We start from the raw sequence: 20371 nt of genomic DNA, 5'->3' as shown, positions 1-20371 counted from the left end.
TCAGGACCCGTACGGGGCAGCAGCTCCCCCATCAGGATTTGAACCTGAACTTAAGGGACCAAAACCCTCAGTGCTGCCTGATTACACCATGGGGGATCAAGCTCGGCTAAACCGGACATTCGGTTAGGTCGCCGAGTCAGCACCCAACACTATGCCGTACCAAGAGCCTTCGATGCGACGGTAAAGATCGGCGCTCTTGAGGACTTTGATCACGAGGCACCCATGGTAGGCGTCTCCTACGTTCTTGCGTACGGTCTTGGGGTTGTGCCGCTTGAGCGTCGTCTTGTTGAAGGCGCTGCGATCGGCGTGGGCGAGTTCGGCCCAGAACCGCTCCGCGCCCGCCACGTCGGCGTTCTCGTGGATCATCACCGTGAACCGGAGGCGCTCGCGTTCGACCCCGAGCAGCCTGAGCCAGGCCAGGAAGACTTTGATCACGTTGGGGTCGCTGTTGACGAAGGCGACGTTCTCGCGGCGGTCGTACGGCTTGTCCTTGCCGCCTTCCGCCCAGTACAGGCTGACGCCCACCAGGAAGAGTTCGCGAGCGGACAGGTCGCCGACGGCCAACTTGGCCGCATCCTTGGTGCGCTGTCGCTCCTCGTCCTGAGCGGCGCGAAAGCGTGCGAGTCCTTCCTGCATCAACGCATGCTGCTCTTGTGGCGTGTATCGCGGCTCGGGCTTCGGCAAATCCCGTACCCAGAGCGACACCGAACTCCTTGAGCAGCCCAGTTCGGCCTCGATCTGGTCGTACGTACAGCCCTGGCGGCGGAGGTCCCGTGCTCGCCCCCTCAAGTCGTCCTTGGCGTTCGGTCGCTTTGTCCACTCAGGCGGCGGCTCGCCTTTGACCAGTTGGCTGAGGATGTCGTTGTTGAAGATTTTCAGCTCGTCCCGGATCTGCCGAAGGCTGTAACCGGCCCGTCGCAGGGCGACCGCTCGTTCCTGTAGCCCTTCGAAGTCCGCGTACTTGTTCCGTGAAAGTGCCATGGGCATACCGTCCGGCCGGAATGGATGGCTCCGGTGCTGGGCGGTGGAGGGTTCACCAGTTCGAGGGATATCGCGTCGTATCGCCCGGGGAAAGTCACCGGAAAGCGGTCGGTCCGCGCCCGTAGGGTGGAGGGCATGACCACGACGGGGGAAGACCATGTACCGGCCCGGGGTGGGCCTTGGTGGTGGGACAGGCGGCGCGGTGCGGTACTCGATGTGAGTCTCGGTGCCGTGTCCGCGCTGGAGTGCGCGGCGGAGGGGGTTCCGTTCGCGCGGGACGCCGGGATTCCGTGGGCGGCGGGGGTCGTCTTCGGGGTGCTGGCGGGTTCGATGCTGGTGGTGCGGCGGAAGTGGCCCATCGCGGTGGTGCTGGTGGCGATCGCCATCACGCCGGCGCAGATGGGTTTCCTGATGGCCGTCGTCGGCCTGTACACGCTGGCCGCGTCCGAGATGCCGCGGCGGATCATCGGGTCGCTGGCCGGGATGTCGCTGCTCGGTACGTTGATCGTCACGTTCGTGCGGGTGCGGCAGGACATGGCGCACGAGGACCTGGACATCGGCGACTGGTTCATTCCGTTCGCGTCGATCGCCACGTCCCTGGGGGTGACCGCCCCTCCGGTGCTGCTGGGCCTGTACGTGGGGGCGCGGCGGCGGCTGATGGAGAGTCTGCGGGAGCGGGCGGACAGCCTGGAGCGGGAGTTGCAGCTGCTCGCGGAGCGGGCGGAGGAGCGTGCGCAGTGGGCGCGGGGCGAGGAGCGGACGCGGATCGCGCGGGAGATGCACGACGTGGTCGCGCACCGGGTGAGTCTGATGGTGGTGCACGCCGCCGCGCTGCAGGCCGTCGCGCGGAAGGACCCGGAGAAGGCGGTGAGGAACGCCGCGCTGGTGGGGGACATGGGGCGGCAGGCGCTGACCGAGCTGCGGGAGATGCTCGGGGTGCTGCGTACCGGTGTGGACGGGGGGCGTGCCGAGCGGGCGGCGGTGCCGCTGGCGGCGGTGGGGGTGGCCGCTGCGGCGGCCGCGTCGCGGGCGGCGGAGGACGGCGGGCGTCTCGCGGAGGGTCCGTGTCTGGCGGAGCTGGAGGAGCTGATCGGGCAGTCGACGGCGGCGGGGATGGTCGTGGCGCTGTCGGTGGAGGGGGAGGAGCGGCCGTACGCGGCGGAGGTGGAGTCGACGGCGTTCCGGGTGGTGCAGGAGGCGCTGACGAACGTCCACAAGCACGCGGCGGGCGCGAAGACGTATGTGCGGCTGGCGCACCGGGTGTCGGAGATCGCGATGCAGGTGGAGAACGAGCCGCCGCCGGAGGTGTCGTCGGCGTCGTCGGCGCGGCTGCCGTCGGGGGGCAACGGTCTGGTGGGGATGAAGGAGCGGGTGTCCGCTCTGGGGGGCGTGTTCGTGTCGGGGCCGACGGACGCGGGGGGTTTCCGGGTGTCGGCGGTGATTCCGGCGTCGTAGCGGCGGGTCAGCCGCCGGTGGTGAGGCGGGTGGGCCGGGTGCCGGTGACGAGGGCGGCGAGGGCCTGGTCCATGTCGGGGCCGAGGTACCAGTCGCCGGTGTGGTCGAGGGCGTAGACGCGGCCTTCGCTGTCCATGGCGATGAGGGCCTGGGTGTCGGTCTCGGTGCCGAGGGGGCAGACCTGGGTGTCGAGGGCGCGGCCGAGGTCGCCGAGGGTGCGGGCCATGTGGAGGCCGTGCAGGGGGTCGAGGTGGAGGGCGGCGGGGGCGATCTGGCGTCCCGTGCCGGTGGGGGTGATGTGGAGGCCGCCGAACTCGGCCCAGGCCTCGACGGCGGCGGGGAGGACGTGGTGGCGGTGTCCCGCGGGCGAGGTGTGGTCGCGCAGGGTGTCGGCCCAGATCTCGGCCTGCTTTATGTCCCAGCGTCCCGGTTGCCAGCCGGCGTCGCGCAGGGCGGCGTCGACGGGGACGGGGAATCGGGTGGTGGAGGTGCGGTCGGCGTGCATCTGCCCTTGGTCCGTGTCGGTGGTGTCGTTCGGCGTGCGGGGCCGGTCAGTCGTCGGCGGTGGGGTCGACGACGCGGACGCCGAAGTGGGCGCTGAGGGCGGTGCAGGCGCGGCAGGGGGTGGCGAAGCTGCCGTGGAGGGGGTCGCCGTCCTCGCGGATGCGGCGGGTGGTCAGTTTGGCGTGTTTGAGGGCCTTGCGGGCCTCGCCGTTGCTCATGGGCCTGCGCGCGGCGCGCTTGCTGCGTGCGGAGTCGGCGGTGGTGAGGTGCCGGGAGATGAGGATGGTTTCGGCGCAGCGGCCGGTGAAGCGGTCGCGCTGTCCGCTGGTGAGGGTGTCGAGGAAGTCCTGGACGAGGTGGTGCAGGGTGGGCGGGGCGTCGGCGCGGGTGGCGGTGCCGGTGAGGGTGGTGCCGCGGACGGAGAGGGCGGCGGCGACGGTGGGGAGTATGCCGTCGCGGCGGTGGCGCAGGGTGGGGGCCTGGGGGGTTTCGGGGGCGCTCCAGCCGATGCGGGGGTCGCCGGTCCCGGGGTCGCCGGAGCTGCCGGTGTGTGGTTCCGTCTGCGTCGCACTCATGGTCATGTTCCCCTCCTGGGCATCCCCCCGGAGGACACAGGGTGCCAAATCCCGTGGCGTGTGCGGTAGCTGGGGCGGGGTGACACGCCCACGTATGGGCGGTCCGTCACGAGGGGGTGACGGCTGGTCACGGGTGGGGGCGGGGGTGGGTGTGCGGGGCCGGTGACCGGTGTCGGCGTACCGCATAGGCTGTCGGCACCGCGTTCGCGTGCGGTGATGGAAGACAGTGCTGACAGACAGACGCCGCAGGGGGCTACCGCCATGACGACAGGTCGGCTCGGGCAGATCGCGCCGCCGAACGCGGCCTACGCCGGGCAGGTCGTGCATTTCCCGGATCCGGTGAGGGCGGCCCGTCACCCGAGAGGGGTACGGGTGGACGAGGGGGGTTACCCCGTCTTCTCGCCGTACGCCCGTGCGGTCGCGGAGATCGCGGAGCCGCCGGTGGGGTTCGGGGTCGACGAGCTGCGGCTGACGGACTACGTGTCGGCGAACGCGGCGTTGTCGGCGTCGGGGCACGAGCTGTGGGACACGGTGCCGGCGGTGGCGACGCCGCACGGCTGGACGTGGCACCACGCGGTCGGTTCGCGGCGCATGGAGCTGGTGCCGGTCGAGGTGAAGGCGTTGCTGCGGCACCACGGCGGCATCGCGACGGCGGCGGTGGACCAGGACAAGCGGGGGACGCGGCCGTTGCAGGAGACGCGTCCGGCGCATTTCGGGCTGCCGAAGTCGGGTGTGGCGGTGACGGAGCAGCAGGTGCAGGGGGTCGAGGAGGACCTGGGGTACCGGCTGCCGGGCGCGTACCGGTCGTTCCTGAAGGCGGCGGGTGGTTGTGCGCCGGTGGGTACGGCGCTGGACGCGGAGCTGGGGCTGCTGGTGGACCAGCCGTTCTTCACGGTGCGTGAGGAGGCGGCGGTCAACGACCTGGTCTACGTCAACAAGTGCCTGCGGGACCATCTGACGAAGGACTACCTGGGAGTCGCCTTCGTCCAGGGCGGCCTGCTGGCGGTGAAGGTGAAGGGCGACCGGATCGGTTCGGTGTGGTTCTGCTCGTACGACGACGCGCGGGACGTGGATCCGTCGTGGACGCCGGCGGAGCGGGTGGAGCGGTTGCTGCTGCCGTGCGGTGAGGACTTCGACGCGTTCCTGTCGCGGCTGGCGGGGTCGCCGCCGGAGTTGGAGACGGTGGCGAACCTGATGGTGGACGGTGGTTTCGCGCGTGCGGTGCCCGTGGCGTCGGCGTCCTCGGCGCCGGTAGGGGAGTGAGCTGGCGATGGTGACGTTCGCGCAGGCGCAGGAGCGCGCGGAAGAGTGGATCAACGGTGAGCTGCCGGCGTACCAGCATCGTGAGGTGCGGGTGCGGGAGTTCGGTCTCGGGTTCGTGGTGTGGGCCGAGGACCGTGCGGAGGGCCCGCGTTCGGACGGGGGCGCGCAGCGGCTGGTGATCGCGCGGGACAGTGGTGAGGCCACGCTGTGGCCGGCGCTGGCGGTGGGGGAGGTGATCCGCCGCTACGAGGAGGAGTACGGCCGGTCGGACGTGGTGGAGGAGCCGGTGCCCGCTCCCGCGGCGCGGGTGGACCTGAATCAGACGTCGTTCCTGCTGAGCCCGCCGGAGTGGTTGCAGGAGGCGGCGGACAAGCTGGGCATCCCGGACCGGCGGGGCGAGCGGGACGCCGGTGACGGTGCCGCGGAGGGCGGCACCGGGGGAGGTGCGGCGCTTCCCGGGACGCGGGGCGGGGTGCCGTCGGCCGCGCCCGCCGCGCCCGCTGGTCCTTCCGCTCCTGCCGCGGCTTCCTCCGCCGCCGGGGATGCCGCGGAGGCGCGGGGCAGTGGTGCGGCCTGGCCCGCCGCCGGGGCGGGCGGCGGTGACGCCTCCGGTACCGGCGCCGGCCGGTCCGGTGCGCCGGCCGCGCCCGCCGGGGCGACTCCCTGGGCCGGGACGGACACCAACGCGGACGCCGGTGACGACCGTTCGGTGCCGTTGCCCGAGACGGTGTTCGCATCGCCGCTGAGCGGTGCCGAGGACACTCCGCCGCCCTCGGCGGCGCCGGACGCCAAGACGGCGCTGATGTCGGGCGGCAGCGGTCTGCCCCGGACGGCGTTCGCACCGGCGGTCGACACCCCGGGCACGCCCGCGACGCCCGCGGGTGCGGGCACGCCGCCGCCGGCCGCGCCCCCGGTGCCGGGTACGCCGCCGCCGGGTGCGCCTCCCGTGCCGGGTGCGCCGCCGCCGGGTGCGCCTCCCGTGCCGGGTACGCCGCCGCCGGGTGCGCCTCTGCCGCAGGCCGGTCCGAGTACGCCGGCCCGGCCGCTCGCGCCGAACGCCGGGGACATCGCCGACGCCGCGACCAGCAAGGCGGCGCCTCCGCGACGCGGCGGGGGTTCGGTCACGCCGCCTCCGCCGGGCGCTCCGGGCGTGCCGGGTGCGCGGCCGGGCAGTACGCCTCCGCCGGGTGCGCCGGCGGGCGGTTACGTGCCGACGCAGATGGTGTCGTCCCTCGGCCCCGAGGGCCCCGGTGCTCCGGGAGGTCCGGGAAGTCAGGGAGGTCCGGGCGGAGCGGCGGGTGGTCCGGCCGGTCCGGGTACGCCGCCCCCGCCGAGCACCCCCGGCGGGACGCCCCCGGGCGGGGTGCACCACGCCGCCACGATGCTGGCCGACCCGGGCCGGACGGGCGGCGGGGCACCCCAGCCTCCGGGCGCGCCGGGTGCTCCCGCTGCTCCGGGCGTCCCGGGTGCTCCGGGTGTCCCGGCCGCGGGTGGGGCGCCCGGTACGCCGCCGCCTCCCGCCGCTCCCGGTGCGCCCGCGTCGGCCGGGGCGTCCGGCACGCAGGGTCCGTCCGGCGGTGGACGTGGTGCCGTGCACCACGCGGAGACGGTGCTGGCCGCGCCCCCGGTGGGCGGTCCCGGCGTGCCTCCGCCTCCGTCGGCGCCGGGTGTGCCCGGCCCGCCGCAGCCTCCGGGCGCTCCGGGCGTCCCCGGTGCCGGGCATCCCGTGCCGCCGGGCGCGGTGCCGCCCGGTGCGGTGCCGCCGCCGGCGTACGGCCGTCCGCAGCCGCCGACCGGTCTGCCGACCGTCGGCCCCGGCTACCAGGCCGTGCTGCGCTATCGCGCGCAGGACGGCTCCGAGCAGCAGCTGATCCGGCGTTCGGCGCCGGGCACGCCGCACCCGGAGTGGCAGATCTTCCACGAGCTGCGGGCCATGAACGTGCCCCCGGACCAGGTGCTCGAGCTGCACACCGAGCTGGAGTCGTGCGAGCTGCCGGGCGCCTACTGCGCGCGGATGATCCGGGAGCAGTGGCCGCAGGCGCGGATCACGTCCATCGCGCCGTACGGCACCGACCACGCGAGCCGGCAGCAGGGCATGCGGCAACTGCTCGCGCACCAGGGCGAGCTGCACCAGGTGGCCGACGGGCCGGCGCGTCCGGCGCCGGTGCGGGCTCCGCTGCCGCAGGTGCAGCCGGCGCCGCCGGTCCCGCCGGAGGCCATCGGGCAGGAGCTCGCGGCGGCGTTCGGGCCGGCCGTCTTCCGGTTCGAGCAGGCCGCCGTGTCCCGGCAGGGTGTGCCGCCCGTCGTGGCGCACACGCTGGTGGCGGCGGGGCTGCCGATGGACATGGGCCCGTTCTTCTGGGCGCAGGCCCAGCCGGGCCGTCCGGTGCCGACGCTGGCGGAACTGGCCGCCGAGCGGGGGGTGCAGCCGGCCTCGGACGCGGGCTCGTACCTCGTCGTGGGCAGCGACTTCGGCCGGGCGGTCTGCGTGCAGTACGGCACGGCGCACATCGTGGCGGTGCCGGTGGAGGCGGGGCCGGGCGGTGCGCCCGTGCCGCCGCAGTTCGTGAACACCGGGCTGCCGGAGTTCGCCCGCTGCCTGGCGCTGCTGGGCCGGATGTGGCGGCTCAGGTTCGGTCTGAACCAGGAGCAGGCGGGGCGCTGGACGGTGGACTTCCAGGCGCAGCTGGCCTCGATCGACCCGGCGGCGCTCGGTTCGGCCGAGAGCTGGTGGTCGGTGCTGCTGGAGCAGATGTGGGACGGGCTGCTGTGAGGCGGCGCCGCTGACGCGGAACGACGGGCCGGGCCGGTCACCCTCTCGGGGGCCGGCCCGGCCCGTCGGCGTTTCCGGGACCGGGCCGGGCGGCCGTAGTCGCGCGGTATGCACGGAGTGTCGCGTTATGCGTGTTTACGTCTGATCCGTAAAGATGTCCGGACATCGCGGAAGTCTGTCAGTGGATCGGGCGAAACAGGGGTTCCGGCATGAGCAGCGCATCGGTGTCGCCGCACGGCTTCGTGACCGTACGGGGGCGTGGTTACCGTCCCGAACAGGTCGACGCGGGTGCCGCGGCCCTCTCGCGGGAGCGCGACGCGGCCTGGGAGCGGGCCGCCCGGCTCACGGTGCTGGCCCGCGAGATGGGGACGGAACTGGACCGGCTGCGGGAGACGGTGGCCGGGCTCGAGCCGCAGGGCTACGAGGCGCTCGGCGAACGGGCGCGCTGCCTCTTCCGGCTCGCCCAGGAGGAGGCCGAGGCCGTACGGGAGCGGGAGCGGCGCGCGGCGGAGGAACTGGTGAGCGGGGCACGGGCGCGTGCGGCCGAGGTGCGGGACGCCGCGCGGGCGTATGCCGACGCCGTGCGTGCCGAGGCCGACGAGTGGGCCGGGGAGCTGGTCCTGGCGGCGCGTGCGCGGGCCGACGAGGTGCGGATCGCGGCCCGGCGCGAGGTGCGGACCGAGCGCGGCGAGGCGCTGTTCGTGCTGCGGGAGGCGCGGCGCCGGACCTCGTCGACGCTCGCCGGGCAGGAGAGCGAGTTCGCGGCGCGCTGGGCGGAGGCCGAACGGGAGGAGACCGGCCGGGCGGCCGCCCTGGACGCCCACCACGAGGAGCTGATCGTGTGCGCCGAGCGGGCGCTGGCGGAGGCGCGGCGGGACCTGGCCGAGGCGGAGGAGTCGGCCGGGCTCCGGCAGGAGGAGGCGCGGGCCCGGGCCGCGGAGATCGTCGCGACGGCGCGGGCCCGGGCGGAGGAGGTCGCACGCGAGACGGAGCGGGTGCTGCGCGAGCACGGGGAGCGCTGGGACGAGATGCAGGACCAGATCAGCTCCTTCCGCGGCCACCTGGGCTCCCTGACGACCCGCGGTGTGGAGTGACGCGACCTGCCACCGCGGCGTCGCGCCTCGCGCAGCGCGGCCCCAGCCCCCCGCCATCGGGTCCCGTGCCCGGTGACCGCGCGGGCGGGGCGGCCGGGCGGTGTTCCGGGTGCCCGGCCGGGGGCGTCCTGTCAGCCGGTCCTGAGGACCGCCCCCGCGAGGAGTTCCGGCTCCAGTGCCTCGTACCGTCGGCGCTGCTCCTCCGTCCGCCCGCGGCCGGAGACCACCGTGCCGAGCCAGCCGAAGGCGAAGCCGGCCGGGATGGAGACCAGCCCCGTGGTGGTGAACGGGAACCAGTTGAAGTCGGCGTCCGGGAAGGCCGCCACAGGGGTGCCGGAGACCAGGCTGGTGCCCGGCATCAGCACCAGGACCGTGACGGTGCCCCCGATCAACGTCCACAGCAGGCCCGTACGGGTGAAGCGGCGCCAGAAGAGGCCGTAGACCAGGGCCGGGCACAGGGCGGACGCGCCCAGGCAGAACGACAGGGTGGCCAGCGGCTGCAGGCTGCGGTGCTGCACCAGGGTGGCGAGCACGATCGCGGGCACGCCCACCGCCAGCGCGGACAGCCGGGCCAGCGTCATCTCGCGGCGCGGCGACAGCTCCCGCGGCCGGGTGGCGAACACGTCGTGTGCCAGGGAGTTGGCGCAGGCCAGGATCATGCCGGCGACGGAGGCGAGCAGGGTGAGGAAGAGGGCGGTGCTGACGGTGGTGAAGAGCAGGGTCTCCGCCGTCGTCACGTCCGTGCCGAAGGCGGCCCGCGAGCCCAGCAGGTAGGCGGTGTTGCCGGCCGAGTCGACGCGCGCGACCGTCTCGCGGCCGACCAGCGCCGTGGCGCCGAGCCCGACGACGGTGACGACGACAACGAACAGGGCCACCAGCGACACCGCCCAGGACATCGACCGGCGCACCTGGCGTGCGCTGGAGGCGGTGTACATGCGCATCGTGACGTGCGGCAGACAGGCGCCGCCCAGGACCACGGCCAGCTGGGAGGAGACCATGTCGAGCCCGGGACGGGGCCCGGCGGCGTACTCCAGGCCGGGGTGCAGGAAGGCGGGGCCCGCGCCGCTGTTCCGGGCGGCGGCGTCGAACAGGGCCCCCGGGTTCCAGTCGAAGCGGTCCAGGAGCAGGACGGTGACCACCGCGCCCGACCCGAGCAGCATCACGATCTTCAGGATCTGGATGAGGGCGGTGCCCTTCATCCCGCCGATCGCCGCGTAGCTGATCATCAGCGCGCCCACGCCGACGATGCAGCCCGTCTGCACCGTCTCGCTGGTGAACCCCAGCAGGAACGACAGCAGTTGCCCGGTGCCGGCCAGCTGCACCAGCATCATCGGCAGCAGTGCGGCGATGGTCACCACGCAGCCCGCGACGCGCACACTGCGCGCCGGGGTGCGGCGGGCCAGCACGTCGCCCATGGTGAACCGGCCCGCGTTGCGCAGCGGTTCGGCCATCAGGAACATGAGCAGCAGCAGGGACAGCGCGGTGCTCAGGGCGAGCACGATGCCGTCGTAACCGAACAGGGCGATCACGCCACTCGTGCCGAGGACGGTCGCCGCGGAGATGTAGTCGCCCGCGACGGCCAGGCCGTTGCGCATCGGCGACAGGGAGCCGTAGCCGGTGTAGAACTCGTCGAGGTCGTCCCGGTCCGGGCCGGTCATCACGCACAGCAGCAGCGTGACCGTGGCGATGGCGGTGAAGGCGACCAGGGCCATCGCCTGCGTGTTGTCGTCGAACCCCGTCACCGGACCGCCCCCCGCCCGGCATTCGCTTCGCGGTCCCGGCGGACGCGGTCGGCGAGCGGGTCGACGGTGCGGCGCGCGGTGTGCTCGTACAGGACGATCGCCAGCCAGGTGACGGGCAGTTGGAGCAGGGCGAGCAGCAGGCCGAGGGGCAGTCCGTCGGTGACCTCGCCGGTCAGGGACGACGGGGCGAACGCGGACACGCCGAGGAACAGCAGGAAGTAGCCGAGCGCGGCGAAGGTGGCCGTGCGCCGCTGCCTGCGGTGGGCGCCGCGCAGGGCGCGCAGGTCGCCGTGGTGCCCGGGCGGCTGCCAGGGCGGGGCGGGTTCGTACGACGGTGGCGCGCCGTGCCGTGGTGGTGGGTAGGGGGCGAAGGACATCCCGGTGCTCCTTGCGCGGCTGGGGTCCGTGGACGGACCGCAGGGAGGTGGGGGGTGGAGGGCCACGCACGCTACTCGTCGGTCCGGCGCGACGGTGCCTCATCGGCCGACTGAGTGGTCGGTATGCCGAGGAGACCGCAACCTCAGTCGCGCGGCCCAGAGTCGGGCCCCTTCCGCAGGGCACCGGCACAACCGGCCCGCGCGACCGGGCCCCGGCACGGTCCCGGCACCGGGGACGTCCGCGGCGCCACGTGCGTGCCCTGTACATCCACCTGCCCGGGCCGGGCTCGCCGCTTGCGCCTCACGCGGCGGGAGGGTGGAGGCTCGGTGCGTCCGAGGGTGGAGTGCCACCCCTAGGAGAACTCCACCGACAGGTGGACAGCCCCTAGGGGTACCTCCGTACTACGGCCCGGGGAGGGTTCGTACCGGCGGAGGACGAGAAGGGCCCCGGCGGGTCCTTAATCTGGCTTTACGCCGCTGGGGGGCGGCGAACCGGAGCAGTGGGGGTGGGGTTTTCCCCCGGTGAAGAGTGCGCTGAGCACCAGCGCGCCCGGCCCCTGGTTCCGGCCAGACTTCTCACACGGGACGCGGCGGACCCGGCACCACCGGCGCAGCGGCACGGACACACGGCACTTCGGCGGTACGCGTACCGCGGGCACCGACGGCTCACTCGATGACCGACATAGGAGACTTGACATGACATCGGCCGTAACCATTCCCCGGCACGGGAGCACTGGAGGACGTACGGCCGTTGCCGCGCGGGCGCGGCAGGTCGTCAAGGCCTACGGCAGCGGGGAGACCCGGGTGGTCGCCCTCGACCACGTGGACGTGGACATCGCCCGCGGGCAGTTCACCGCGATCATGGGCCCGTCGGGCTCCGGCAAGTCGACGCTGATGCACTGCCTGGCCGGCCTTGACACCGTCACCGGCGGCCAGATCTACCTGGACGAGACCGAGATCACCGGCCTGAAGGACAAGAAGCTCACCCAGCTGCGCCGGGACCGGATCGGCTTCATCTTCCAGGCATTCAACCTGCTGCCGACGCTGAACGCCATCGAGAACATCACGCTGCCCATGGACATCGCCGGCCGCAAGCCCGACCGGGAGTGGCTGGACCGGGTCGTGGAGACCGTGGGTCTGGCCGGCCGGCTCAAGCACCGGCCGACCCAGCTCTCCGGCGGCCAGCAGCAGCGCGTCGCCGTGGCCCGGGCCCTCGCGGCCCGGCCAGAGATCATCTTCGGGGACGAGCCCACCGGAAACCTCGACTCGCGGGCCGGTGCCGAGGTACTGGGCTTCCTGCGCCGGTCGGTGGACGAGCTGGGCCAGACCATCGTGATGGTCACCCACGACCCGGTGGCCGCCGGCTACGCGGACCGGGTGCTGTACCTCGCCGACGGCCGGATCGTCGACGAGATGCACCGGCCGACCGCGGAAGCCGTGCTGGACCGCATGCTGCGTTTTTCCGGGGGAGACCCCCAGACCCCCAACTTCGACGCCCGGGGGCGTACGTCATGACCGTCGTGAAGACCTCGCTGCGCAACTTCTTCGCGCACAAGGGCCGGATGGCGCTGTCGGCGGTGGCGGTGCTGCTGTCGGTGGCGTTCGTGTGCGGCACCCTGGTGTTCACGGACACCATGAACACGACGTTCGACAAACTGTTCGCGGTCACGTCCTCGGACGTGACGGTCGGTCCGAAGGACGCGAAGGCCGAGGACACGCCGCAGAACGGGGTGCCCGAGTCGCTGCCCGCGTCCACCCTGGAGCGGGTCCGCTCGGCCGAGGGCGTCGCGGCCGCCGAGGGCGCGGTCTCCTCGATGAACGTGACCGTCGTCAACAGCGACAACGACAACGTGGGCGCCACCAGCGGCGCCCCGACGATCGCCGGCAACTGGACGAAGAACGACCTGCGGTCGATGGAGATCACCTCCGGGCACGCTCCGCGCGGCCCGACCGAGGCGATGATCGACTCCGACACCGCGGACAAGCACCACCTGAAGCTCGGTGACGAGCTGCGCACCATCGCGCAGACCGGCGACTTCAAGGCACGCATCGTCGGCATCGCCTCCTTCACCGTCACCAACCCCGGTGCCGCCGTCGTCTACTTCGACACCCCGACCTCCCAGCGCGAACTGCTCGGCGCCGAGGGCCGGTTCACCCAGATCAATGTGACCGCCGCGCCCGGCGTCCCGGACGCGCGGCTCAAGCAGAGCGTCGCGAAGGCCCTGGACGGCTCCTACAAGGTGCAGACGGCCAAGGAGACCGCCGACGAGAACCGCGCGGACGTCGGCGAGTTCATGGACGTCATCAAGTACGCCATGCTCGGCTTCGCCGGGATCGCGTTCCTGGTCGGCATCTTCCTGATCATCAACACCTTCTCGATGCTGGTCGCCCAGCGCACCCGGGAGATCGGCCTGATGCGGGCCATCGGCTCCTCCCGCCGGCAGGTCAACCGCTCGGTGCTGGTCGAGGCGCTGCTCCTCGGCGTCGTCGGCTCGGTGCTCGGTGTCGCGGCCGGTGTGGGGATCGCCGTCGGCCTGATGAAGCTGATGTCCGCGGCGGGCATGAACCTGTCCACCGACGACCTGACCGTCAAGGCGGTGACGCCCGTGGTCGGCCTGGTCCTCGGCGTCGTGGTCACCGTCCTGGCCGCCTACCTGCCGGCCCGCCGCGCCGGCAAGGTCTCCCCGATGGCCGCCCTGCGCGACGCCGGCACCCCGGCCGACGGCAGGGCCGGCTGGATCCGCGGCCTGATCGGCCTGGTCCTCACCGGCGCCGGCGCCGCGGCCCTGTACGCGGCCGGCACGGCGGACAAGGCGAGCGACGGCGCGTCGATGCTGGGGGTGGGCATCGTCCTCACCCTGATCGGCTTCGTCGTGATCGGCCCGCTGCTGGCCGGCGCGGTCGTGCGGGTGATCAGCGCGGTGCTGCTGCGGGCCTTCGGCCCGGTGGGCCGCATGGCCGAGCGCAACGCCCTGCGCAACCCCCGCCGCACCGGCGCCACGGGCGCCGCCCTGATGATCGGCCTGGCCCTGGTGGCCTGCCTGTCGGTGGTCGGTTCCTCGATGGTCACCTCGGCCACGAGCGAGCTGGACAAGACGGTCGGCGCGGACTTCATCGTCGAGGGCAACCAGCGGATCGTGCCGCAGGCCGAGAAGAAGATGCTGGACACGCCCGGCCTGGAGCACGTCACCCGCTACAAGGTGCTCGACGCCACGCTGACCTCGCCCGACGGCAAGAAGGACGAGGACGGCCTGACCGCCGCCGACCCGACGTACGCGAAGGACGTGCGCCGCGAGACCACCGCCGGCGACCTGGCCGCGGCCTACGGCGCCGACGCCATGTCGGTCGGCTCCGACTACGCCGAGAAGCACGGCGTGCGCGTCGGCGACACGATCTCGGTCGCCTTCAAGGGCGGCGGGACGGCCCGGCTGAAGGTCGCCGCGATCACGAGCGACGACGTGGCCATCGACCAGGGCGCCCGCTACATCGGCATCGACACGATGCGGAAGTATCTGCCGGCCGACCGCGTCCCGCCGAACATGATCATGTTCGCCAAGGCGAAGGACGGCCAGGAGACCGCGGCGTACGCGGCGCTGAAGAAGTCGCTGGACCAGTACCCGCAGTACCAGGTGCGGGACCAGACCGACTACAAGCAGGAGCTCAAGGACCAGGTCGGCCAGCTGCTGAACATGGTCTACGGACTGCTCGCCCTCGCGATCATCGTCGCGGTCCTGGGCGTCGTGAACACCCTGGCGCTGTCGGTGGTGGAGCGGACCCGAGAGATCGGCCTGATGCGGGCGATCGGCCTCTCCCGCCGCCAGCTGCGCCGGATGATCCGCATGGAGTCCGTGGTCATCGCCCTCTTCGGTGCCCTGCTGGGGCTCGGGCTGGGCATGGGCTGGGGCACCACGGCGCAGAAGCTGCTGGCCCTGGAGGGACTGAACGTCCTCGACATCCCCTGGCCGACGATCATCGGGGTCTTCATCGGCTCGGCCTTCGTGGGCCTGTTCGCCGCCCTGATCCCGGCCTTCCGGGCGGGCCGGATGAACGTCCTGAACGCGATCGCGACCGAGTAGCACCCCACAGCCACCGCACACGGGGGTTGCGGAGGAGAGGCCCGGCGCCGGAGTCCCACGGGACTCGGGCGCCGGGCTCCTTTCGATCGCCCGCCTTCCGGCCGGCCGAGCCGGGTGGTGAGTGGGCGAAGGCGGGCGGAGCGCCCTGGTGCCCGTGGGGCGTCCCGGGGCACCCGTACACGGGCGGGACGCCGTCCACAGCTCCCGCACCCGCCCGCGCGGCGACGTACGCTGGAGACCCCCCGGCCCGCAGCGCGCGTCGGGCCCGTCGTGTTGTACATCCCCGGACGGAAAGCGCCCCCGAATGAGCCTGCACGGTCTGCTCGACGCCGTCGTCAAGGACGCCGCACTCGCGGAAGCGATCACCGCGGCCGCCGACGGCAACCGCATGCACGTCGACCTGGTCGGTCCCCCCGCGGCCCGCCCCTTCTCGGTCGCCGCGCTGGCCCGCGAGACGAGCCGGACCGTCCTGGCGGTGACGGCGACGGGCCGCGAGGCGGAGGACCTGGCCGCGGCCCTGCGCTCGCTGCTGCCGCCCGAGGGCGTCGTCGAGTACCCGTCCTGGGAGACGCTGCCGCACGAACGGCTCAGCCCGCGCAGCGACACCGTCGGCCGCCGCCTGGCCGTCCTGCGGCGTTTGACCCACCCGCGGCCCGACGACCCGGAGACCGGCCCGGTCTCGGTCGTCGTCGCACCCGTGCGCTCCGTGCTCCAACCCCAGGTCAAGGGCCTGGGCGACCTGGAGCCGGTGTCCCTGCGCACCGGGCAGAACGCCGACCTGAACGAGGTCGTCGAGGCCCTCGCCGCCGCCGCGTACGCCCGCGTGGAGCTGGTGGAGAAGCGCGGCGAGTTCGCGGTGCGCGGCGGCATCCTCGACGTGTTCCCGCCCACCGAGGAACACCCCCTGCGCGTCGAGTTCTGGGGCGACGACGTCGAGGAGATCCGCTACTTCAAGGTCGCCGACCAGCGCTCCCTGGAGATCGCCGAGCACGGACTGTGGGCGCCGCCCTGCCGCGAGCTGCTGCTGACCCCCGAGGTCCGCGAGCGTGCCGCCGCCCTCGCCGAGGAGCACCCCGAACTCGGCGAGCTGCTCGGCAAGATCGCCGAGGGCATCGCCGTGGAGGGCATGGAGTCCCTCGCGCCCGTCCTCGTGGACGACATGGAGCTGCTGCTGGACGTGCTGCCCAAGGGCGCCATGGCCGTCGTCTGCGACCCCGAGCGGGTGCGGACCCGGTCCGCCGACCTGGTGGCCACGAGCCAGGAGTTCCTCCAGGCGTCCTGGGCCGCCACCGCGGGCGGCGGCGAGGCGCCGATCGACGTCGACGCGGCCTCCCTGTGGTCCATCGCCGACGTCCGGGACCGGGCCCGCGAGCTCGACATGATGTGGTGGTCGGTGTCGCCGTTCGCCGCCGATGACGCCCTCGACGAAGCCGACACGCTCAAGCTCGGCATGCGCGCCACCGAGACCTACCGCGGCGACACCGCCAGGGCGCTGGCCGACACCAAGGGCTGGCTGTCCGACGGCTGGCGCGCGGTCTACCTCACCGAGGGCCACGGCCCGGCGTCCCGCACCGTCGAGGTGCTGGGCGGCGAGGGCATCGCCGCCCGTCTCGACAACGACCTGGACGAGCTGTCCCCCGCCGTCGTGCACGTCTCCTGCGGCTCGGTCGACCACGGCTTCGTCGACCCGGCGCTGAAGCTCGTCGTGCTCACCGAGACCGACCTGACCGGCCAGAAGGCCGCCGGCCGCGAGGGCGCCCGGATGCCGGCCCGGCGGCGCAAGACCATCGACCCGCTCACCCTGGAGGCGGGCGACTACATCGTCCACGAGCAGCACGGCGTGGGCCGCTACATCGAGATGGTCCAGCGCACCGTGCAGGGCGCCACCCGCGAGTACCTGGTCGTGGAGTACGCCCCCGCCAAGCGCGGCCAGCCCGGCGACCGGCTGTACATCCCGACGGACCAGCTGGAGCAGATCACCAAGTACGTCGGCGGCGAGGCCCCCACCCTGCACCGCCTGGGCGGCGCCGACTGGACCAAGACCAAGGCCCGCGCGAAGAAGGCGGTCAAGGAGATCGCCGCCGACCTGATCAAGCTCTACAGCGCCCGGATGGCGGCGCCGGGCCACGCGTTCGGCGCCGACACCCCCTGGCAGCGCGAGCTGGAGGACGCCTTCCCCTACGCGGAGACGCCCGACCAGCTCACCACCATCGCCGAGGTCAAGGAGGACATGGAGAAGACGGTCCCCATGGACCGCCTGATCTGCGGCGACGTCGGCTACGGCAAGACCGAGATCGCGGTCCGTGCCGCCTTCAAGGCCGTCCAGGACGGCAAGCAGGTCGCCGTCCTCGTGCCCACCACCCTGCTGGTGCAGCAGCACTTCGGGACGTTCGGCGAGCGGTACGCCCAGTTCCCGGTCAACGTGAGGGCGCTGTCCCGCTTCCAGACCGACACCGAGGCCAAGGCGGTCCTGGAGGGCCTGCGCGAGGGCTCGGTGGACGTCGTCATCGGCACCCACCGGCTGTTCTCCTCCGAGACCAAGTTCAAGGACCTGGGCCTGGTCATCGTCGACGAGGAACAGCGCTTCGGCGTCGAGCACAAGGAGCAGCTGAAGAAGCTCCGCGCCAACGTCGACGTCCTGACCATGTCCGCGACGCCCATCCCGCGCACCCTGGAGATGGCGGTCACCGGCATCCGCGAGATGTCCACGATCACCACCCCGCCCGAGGAGCGCCACCCGGTCCTGACCTTCGTCGGCCCCTATGAGCAGAAGCAGATCGGCGCCGCCATCCGCCGCGAACTGCTGCGCGAGGGCCAGGTCTTCTACATCCACAACCGGGTCGAGTCCATCGACCGGGCCGCGGCGCGGCTGCGCGAGATCGTGCCCGAGGCGCGCATCGCCATCGCCCACGGCCAGATGTCGGAACAGGCCCTCGAGAAGGTCGTCGTCGACTTCTGGGAGAAGCGGTTCGACGTGCTGGTCTCCACGACCATCGTCGAGTCCGGCATCGACATCTCCAACGCCAACACCCTCATCGTCGAGCGCGGCGACAACTTCGGCCTCAGCCAGCTCCACCAGCTGCGCGGCCGGGTCGGCCGCGGCCGCGAGCGCGGCTACGCCTACTTCCTGTACCCGCCGGAGAAGCCGCTGACGGAGACCGCGCACGAGCGGCTCGCGACCATCGCCCAGCACACCGAGATGGGCGCGGGCATGTACGTGGCGATGAAGGACCTGGAGATCCGCGGCGCCGGCAACCTGCTCGGCGGCGAGCAGTCCGGTCACATCGCGGGCGTCGGCTTCGACCTGTACGTGCGGATGGTCGGCGAGGCCGTCGCCGACTACCGGGCCTCGCTGGAGGGCGGTGTCGAGGAGGAGCCGCCGCTCGAGGTGAAGATCGAGCTGCCGGTCGACGCGCACGTCCCGCACGACTACGCCCCCGGCGAGCGGCTGCGGCTCCAGGCGTACCGCGCCATCGCCTCGGCCAACAGCGAGGAGGACGTCAAGGCCGTACGCGAGGAACTCGTCGACCGCTACGGCAAGTTGCCCGAACCGGTGGAGAACCTGCTGCTGGTCGCGGGGCTGCGGATGCTCGCGCGGGCCTGCGGGGTCGGCGAGATCGTCCTCCAGGGCAACAACGTCCGCTTCGCCCCGGTGGAGCTGCGCGAGTCGCAGGAGCTGCGGCTCAAGCGCCTGTACCCGGGCACGGTCGTCAAGGAGACCGCCCACCAGGTGCTGGTGCCGCGCCCCAAGACCGCGAAGGTGGGCGGCAAGCCGCTCCTCGGGCGGGAACTGCTGGCGTGGGTCGGGGAGTTCCTGACCTCGATCCTGGGCTCGTAGCCACCTGCCCGCGGGCCGACACGCGAGAAGCCGTCCGGGGACCTCCGTCACCGGACGGCTTTCTCCGTGCGTGGTGCGAGGGAGCGGCGGGCCTACGGCCGCTCCGGACGGTCACCGCCCCGCTCGCGCCCGAAACCGAGCTGGTCCTCGGCACGCTGCTGCGCGGCGTCGACCTGCTTCTCGTGCTTGCCGCCGGTCCGCTGGTTGACCTGGCGCTCGGCGGCGTCGGACATCTTCCGTGATCGGTCCTTGTCCTTGCCGGCCATGCTCTTCATCTTGTCGAGGAAGCCCATGCGGCGCTCCTTTCGAGACGGGACTCACCCTCGACCGTACGGCAGATATGTCCCGCATGCCCAGTAAAGCCCTCTATGGTCTGGACCTCTTCCTCGCTACGGTGGTGCCGAGAAAACGCAAGGGGAGGGGCGCGCATGAGCCGGCGCAGCAGAATCCGTACCGCATGGGCCGCAGGGGCGGCACTGACCCTGGCCCTGGTCACCGGGTGCGAGGGCCTCGGGGGCGACGGCACCTCGTCGCCGGGCGCCGGCGCCGAGGCACCGGCCGCGGGACGCGCCGTCAGCCCGCTGCGCAACCCCGACGGGACCAAGCCCGGTCTCGCCCCGGTCGCGGACGACGCCGGCCGGGCCACGGCCCGCAAGCTCATCGAGAGCCTGAAGACCAAGGGGCGCGGCCCCAAGACCGGCTACGACCGGGACGAGTTCGGCTACGCCTGGATGGACACCGCCGACGGGGTGCCGCTGGCGAGGAACGGCTGCGACACCCGCATTATCTCTATGCTTCGCGCCGTGATGGATCTGTTCTCGCAGCGTACGTGGGGTGTGGTCAGCTGTGCGTAGTGAGAGGCACATGAGTCACGGGCCGCTGCTTACGCGCGGGAAGAGGGGCGTCCTCACGGTCACCGTTGCCGTCACGCTCGTCGCAGGCTGTGATGGCCTGGAGCCGGGCGGAAGCTCCGCGGGATCCGGACCGGACGCCGCTGCCGGGCAGGCGGCGAGCCCGCTGACGAATCCGGACGGAACGAAGCCGGGGCTCGGCGCGCTCACGTCGGAGGCGGACAAGGCCAACGCGCGCAAGCTCGTCGACGCACTCACGGTCAAGGGACGTGGGCCGAAGACGGGCTACGAACGGGACAGGTTCGGCTATGCGTGGATGGACACGGCGGACGGGGTGCCGCTGGCGCGGAACGGTTGCGACACGCGGAACGACTTGCTGAAACTTCATGGACAGGACGTCGAGTTCCGTAGGGGTTCCGACTGCGTGGTCGTGTCGATGGACCTGTACGACCCGTACACCGGCAAAGACATCGCCTGGAAGAAGGCGAAGGCCGCCGAGGTGCAGATCGACCATGTGGTGCCGCTGTCGTACGCCTGGCAGATGGGTGCCTCGCGTTGGAGCAAGGAGAAGCGGGAGCAGCTGGCCAACGACGTGCTCAATCTTCTGCCGGTCTCAGGCTCCACGAACTCTGCCAAGCGCGATTCGGGCCCGGCGTCCTGGCTGCCGCCGAACAAGTCGATCCGGTGCTCGTACGCGGTGCGGTTCGCACAGGTAGCGGAAAAGTACGAGCTTCCCGGTAACAGCCCCGGACAAGAGCGTGATGCTCAAGCAGTGCGGGATCTGAGAGGAGCGCGGTGAACTGGGGAAATGCCGTCGCTTTCGGGCTGTGGGCCGCATAGGG

13 protein-coding genes and 2 pseudogenes are annotated in these 20371 nt (G+C 72.5%); 9 read left to right on the top strand and 6 right to left on the bottom strand.

The features are described 5' to 3' along the window. Positions 1–123: 123 nt before the first annotated feature. Positions 124–981, bottom strand: coding sequence for a hypothetical protein (locus AC0VYN_RS32140; protein WP_475533807.1), 858 nt, complete (start codon positions 979–981; stop codon positions 124–126). Between the two features lie 135 nt (positions 982–1116). Here AC0VYN_RS32140 and AC0VYN_RS32135 point away from each other — a divergent pair, with 135 nt between their 5' ends. Then, on the top strand, positions 1117–2436 hold the full coding sequence (locus AC0VYN_RS32135; RefSeq protein ID WP_475533806.1) for a sensor histidine kinase: 1320 nt from the start codon (positions 1117–1119) through the stop codon (positions 2434–2436). A 7-nt stretch (positions 2437–2443) separates the two neighbouring features. Here AC0VYN_RS32135 and AC0VYN_RS32130 read toward each other — a convergent pair whose 3' ends face one another. Both AC0VYN_RS32130 and AC0VYN_RS32125 read right to left on the bottom strand, forming a co-directional pair. After that, positions 2444–2941: an SUKH-3 domain-containing protein gene (locus AC0VYN_RS32130; protein ID WP_475533805.1), complete on the bottom strand. Its 498-nt coding sequence runs from the start codon at positions 2939–2941 to the stop codon at positions 2444–2446. A 46-nt stretch (positions 2942–2987) separates the two neighbouring features. Continuing rightward, positions 2988–3515 carry a YwqJ-related putative deaminase gene (locus tag AC0VYN_RS32125; protein WP_475537030.1) on the bottom strand — a complete coding sequence of 176 codons (528 nt, stop codon included), beginning with the start codon at positions 3513–3515 and terminating at the stop codon, positions 2988–2990. 261 nt (positions 3516–3776) lie between these two features. Between AC0VYN_RS32125 and AC0VYN_RS32120 the strand changes: the two genes are divergently transcribed. The 3 genes from AC0VYN_RS32120 to AC0VYN_RS32110 all read left to right on the top strand — a co-directional run bounded on the left by AC0VYN_RS32120 (position 3777) and on the right by AC0VYN_RS32110 (position 8645). Then, on the top strand, positions 3777–4778 hold the full coding sequence (locus tag AC0VYN_RS32120; protein WP_475533804.1) for an SMI1/KNR4 family protein: 1002 nt from the start codon (positions 3777–3779) through the stop codon (positions 4776–4778). 7 nt (positions 4779–4785) lie between these two features. Continuing rightward, the gene (locus tag AC0VYN_RS32115) at positions 4786–7551 is read left to right on the top strand and encodes an SUKH-4 family immunity protein (protein ID WP_475533803.1); all 2766 of its coding nucleotides are present in this window, start codon (positions 4786–4788) and stop codon (positions 7549–7551) included. 209 nt (positions 7552–7760) lie between these two features. Then, positions 7761–8645 carry a cellulose-binding protein gene (locus AC0VYN_RS32110; protein WP_475533802.1) on the top strand — a complete coding sequence of 295 codons (885 nt, stop codon included), beginning with the start codon at positions 7761–7763 and terminating at the stop codon, positions 8643–8645. A gap of 131 nt (positions 8646–8776) precedes the next feature. Here AC0VYN_RS32110 and AC0VYN_RS32105 read toward each other — a convergent pair whose 3' ends face one another. Next, positions 8777–10357 carry a sodium/solute symporter gene (locus AC0VYN_RS32105; protein ID WP_475537029.1) on the bottom strand — a complete coding sequence of 527 codons (1581 nt, stop codon included), beginning with the start codon at positions 10355–10357 and terminating at the stop codon, positions 8777–8779. Positions 10358–10383: 26 nt separating this feature from the next. Beyond that, the gene (locus tag AC0VYN_RS32100) at positions 10384–10764 is read right to left on the bottom strand and encodes a DUF485 domain-containing protein (RefSeq protein ID WP_475533801.1); all 381 of its coding nucleotides are present in this window, start codon (positions 10762–10764) and stop codon (positions 10384–10386) included. Positions 10765–11460: 696 nt separating this feature from the next. On the opposite strand from AC0VYN_RS32100, the gene AC0VYN_RS32095 reads away from it, so the two are divergent. The 3 genes from AC0VYN_RS32095 to mfd all read left to right on the top strand — a co-directional run bounded on the left by AC0VYN_RS32095 (position 11461) and on the right by mfd (position 18678). Further along, on the top strand, positions 11461–12279 hold the full coding sequence (locus AC0VYN_RS32095; protein ID WP_475533800.1) for an ABC transporter ATP-binding protein: 819 nt from the start codon (positions 11461–11463) through the stop codon (positions 12277–12279). Then, positions 12276–14840 (top strand): ABC transporter permease, encoded by a 2565-nt coding sequence (locus AC0VYN_RS32090; protein ID WP_475533799.1) that lies wholly within the window; start codon positions 12276–12278, stop codon positions 14838–14840. Before AC0VYN_RS32095 ends, AC0VYN_RS32090 begins: the two co-directional genes overlap by 4 nt. Positions 14841–15144: 304 nt before the next feature. Then, positions 15145–18678 carry a transcription-repair coupling factor gene (gene mfd, locus AC0VYN_RS32085; protein ID WP_475533798.1) on the top strand — a complete coding sequence of 1178 codons (3534 nt, stop codon included), beginning with the start codon at positions 15145–15147 and terminating at the stop codon, positions 18676–18678. Between the two features lie 92 nt (positions 18679–18770). Here mfd and AC0VYN_RS32080 read toward each other — a convergent pair whose 3' ends face one another. Further along, complete coding sequence (locus AC0VYN_RS32080) at positions 18771–18971, bottom strand: antitoxin (RefSeq protein WP_385459049.1); 201 nt, start codon at positions 18969–18971, stop codon at positions 18771–18773. Between the two features lie 135 nt (positions 18972–19106). On the opposite strand from AC0VYN_RS32080, the pseudogene AC0VYN_RS32075 reads away from it, so the two are divergent. Then, positions 19107–19460, top strand: a pseudogene (locus tag AC0VYN_RS32075) (HNH endonuclease); the annotation flags it as partial. 82 nt (positions 19461–19542) lie between these two features. Then, positions 19543–20314, top strand: a pseudogene (locus AC0VYN_RS32070) (HNH endonuclease family protein). Positions 20315–20371: the final 57 nt, after the last annotated feature.

This window comes from Streptomyces sp. 63XJN7_1_ISO-PGPR-S23-121, assembly GCF_056173025.1.
The sequence above is the reverse complement of the archived record's forward strand: the minus strand, read 5'-3'. Positions and strand labels throughout refer to the sequence as shown.

Excerpts from the sequence above, each read along its gene's own strand:
- AC0VYN_RS32105 (WP_475537029.1), bottom strand. The coding sequence starts at position 10,357 with ATGGCCCTGGTCGCCTTCACCGCCATCGCCACGGTCACGCTGCTGCTG.
- mfd (WP_475533798.1), top strand. The coding sequence starts at position 15,145 with ATGAGCCTGCACGGTCTGCTCGACGCCGTCGTCAAGGACGCCGCACTC.
- AC0VYN_RS32115 (WP_475533803.1), top strand. The coding sequence starts at position 4,786 with ATGGTGACGTTCGCGCAGGCGCAGGAGCGCGCGGAAGAGTGGATCAAC.
- AC0VYN_RS32140 (WP_475533807.1), bottom strand. The coding sequence starts at position 981 with ATGGCACTTTCACGGAACAAGTACGCGGACTTCGAAGGGCTACAGGAA.
- AC0VYN_RS32125 (WP_475537030.1), bottom strand. The coding sequence starts at position 3,515 with ATGAGTGCGACGCAGACGGAACCACACACCGGCAGCTCCGGCGACCCC.
- AC0VYN_RS32090 (WP_475533799.1), top strand. The coding sequence starts at position 12,276 with ATGACCGTCGTGAAGACCTCGCTGCGCAACTTCTTCGCGCACAAGGGC.
- AC0VYN_RS32080 (WP_385459049.1), bottom strand. The coding sequence starts at position 18,971 with ATGGGCTTCCTCGACAAGATGAAGAGCATGGCCGGCAAGGACAAGGAC.
- AC0VYN_RS32095 (WP_475533800.1), top strand. The coding sequence starts at position 11,461 with ATGACATCGGCCGTAACCATTCCCCGGCACGGGAGCACTGGAGGACGT.
- AC0VYN_RS32100 (WP_475533801.1), bottom strand. The coding sequence starts at position 10,764 with ATGTCCTTCGCCCCCTACCCACCACCACGGCACGGCGCGCCACCGTCG.
- AC0VYN_RS32120 (WP_475533804.1), top strand. The coding sequence starts at position 3,777 with ATGACGACAGGTCGGCTCGGGCAGATCGCGCCGCCGAACGCGGCCTAC.
- AC0VYN_RS32130 (WP_475533805.1), bottom strand. The coding sequence starts at position 2,941 with ATGCACGCCGACCGCACCTCCACCACCCGATTCCCCGTCCCCGTCGAC.
- AC0VYN_RS32135 (WP_475533806.1), top strand. The coding sequence starts at position 1,117 with ATGACCACGACGGGGGAAGACCATGTACCGGCCCGGGGTGGGCCTTGG.
- AC0VYN_RS32110 (WP_475533802.1), top strand. The coding sequence starts at position 7,761 with ATGAGCAGCGCATCGGTGTCGCCGCACGGCTTCGTGACCGTACGGGGG.